Annotated in this window: 3 protein-coding genes; all 3 read right to left on the bottom strand. The window is 66.1% G+C overall.

What is annotated here, in order from left to right; translation table 11 throughout:
• The coding region (locus FJZ36_19195) for a hypothetical protein (protein ID MBM3217026.1) at positions 1–759 on the bottom strand (759 nt) is incomplete at its 3' end.
• 66 nt (positions 760–825) lie between these two features.
• Positions 826–1,197, bottom strand: coding sequence for a hypothetical protein (locus tag FJZ36_19190; protein MBM3217025.1), 372 nt, complete (start codon positions 1,195–1,197; stop codon positions 826–828).
• Positions 1,198–1,265: 68 nt separating this feature from the next.
• Positions 1,266–1,994: LamG domain-containing protein (locus FJZ36_19185; GenBank protein ID MBM3217024.1), on the bottom strand; the 729-nt coding region annotated here is incomplete at its 5' end.

Here is a 1,994-nt window from a genome sequence, read left to right as displayed (position 1 = left end):
GGGGGACAGCTCTCGCGCCAGGACGTTCAGCGTTACGCGGGTGGTTCGTCTGGGCGCGGGTATCTGCGCCAGGCGGGCGATGTACTCGCGGACGATATCGGCGACGCGGGCGACGTAACGGCGGAGCCATTCCGCGTCACCGACCTCCATTCTTTCCATCTCGGCGAACCGAGCCTCTAGCCATTCGCTCGCCGTCGGCTCGCGCGGAGTCGTCGGGAGCTCATCTCGTCTGCGCCTCCTTCTTCGGACGAGCCACGCGACGGCGATCCCAAGCGCGGCGATCCCGGCGATGAGGATGCGTGTCCAGGCGATCTGGCGAACCGAGACGGGGTCGCGCGCGGGACGGAGGATCTCGGCGTCGTCGCCGGTTCGCACACTCTGTACCGTGACGGTCAGAACTTCGGTCGTCGTGAGGACGTCGTTCCCGACGCCGATCTCAAACCGGGGCAGGGCAGTCTCCCCGACGCGGAAGACCTGGAGCCCGTAGGCGATCTCCCACACGTCGCCGTCGTCCGAGGCAGACAGGCGCTTGCTCTGCGGGGCTGACCAGGAGAGGTCGCGGTTGGACGTGTCTGGCAGGGCGGGGGTCGGAACGAACCGATGGGGAACGGCGATCCGCACCCGGACGGTGATGGGGTCGCCGATGGTCACGGGTCCGGAAGGGTCGATCCCGACGCGTTGGATCTCCGGCGCTGCAGCGTGGGCGGCGAGGGCGTGGAGTGTCAGGAGCAGGACGGTGGTGAGTCGGCGGGCAGGCATGGCGGGTCCTCGTGCGTCGCGCGGCGTAGTCTACCGGCGGGCTGCGCGCGAGGCAACGCGCGCGCGCTACAGCCTGGCAGCCAGGATCGCCAGCACGCCGATGGGCAGGAACATCGTCCACTGGAACATGGCGACGAGGCCCTTCGGTCCAGCGGCGGCGAGGACGAGCACGATCTGAGCGATGCCGCAGAGCAGGTAGATCAAGCCGATGAACAACGCAACCTGTGGAGAGACCGCCATCAGGTCGTGAGCGTAGATCACGAGAGCGCCGGCGCTGACGAGCATCACGACGGTCATGTAGTGGAACACGGCGTGCATGACGGTCCGGGGAACGGCGTCGGCGTTGCTGTCCAGAATCGGCTTGACATACCACTTGATTCCGAAGATCAGATGCCCGATGAGCATGAACACCGAGAGATAAGCCGCCGCATACGCCATGATCGGGCTCCTTTCTGAGCGCGCACCGTACAGACCAACGGTTCCCATATCGTCCGAGCGGACGGGCTTCAGTCTCCGTGGCGCGTCCTCAATCGGGCCCATACGTCGGGAAGTTTACCCGACGGTTGGACGGCTTTGGTCTTGGAGAGTCCCTTGATGACGTCTTGAATCTGCGCCGGGGAGAGGGCGATGTTGAACAAGGCGACTTCGTCGATCAAGCCGTCGAAGAACTCGCTGGGCGCGCCGCCAGTCATGCGAGCGCCGATGAAGACGGGCGTGGCGAGGTCGGTGTTCTGCGCGCCGCGCGGCTGGGTTCCGATCTCCTTGCCGTGCATGTAGACCTTCATCTCTTTGCCGTCGTAGGTGGCGGCGACGTGGTTGAACTTCCCGGCTTCGAGCACGCCGACGGCGCTCAAGCCCCAGGGAGCCACTTCGCGGTGGAAGGTGACGTTGCCGGAGCCGCTGACGGTCAGGATGTAGGCTCCGATGACGCCGCCGTTGAACTTGCCGATGACGGTTCCGCCGGCGCGAACGTTGACCCACGCGGTGATCGAGAAGGGCTCCGCCGCTCCGAAGGGAAGGCTGGCTGCCGAGTCGAGCAGCTCGACGTAGGCTCCGCCCTTGAAGTCGAGGGCTCCGCCGAAGCGTCCGTCGGCCCAGATGGGGTTCTTCTGGAGTTTGCCGTCGTGCTTGTTGCCGGACTCGTCTTTGGCGGACTTGTCGTCGAAGAGCCATAGTCCGGCGATGGAGTCGGGGTCGATCGCGGCGCGGATGGGACCCGCGACGCAGAGCGCGGC

This window comes from Candidatus Poribacteria bacterium, assembly GCA_016866785.1.
GTDB lineage: Bacteria > Poribacteria > WGA-4E.
This window is presented reverse-complemented; position numbering and strand designations above follow the sequence as displayed.

What these genes read in the sequence shown, in the direction of transcription:
- FJZ36_19190 (MBM3217025.1), bottom strand. Translation starts at nt 1,197, where the DNA reads ATGGCGTATGCGGCGGCTTATCTCTCGGTGTTCATGCTCATCGGGCAT.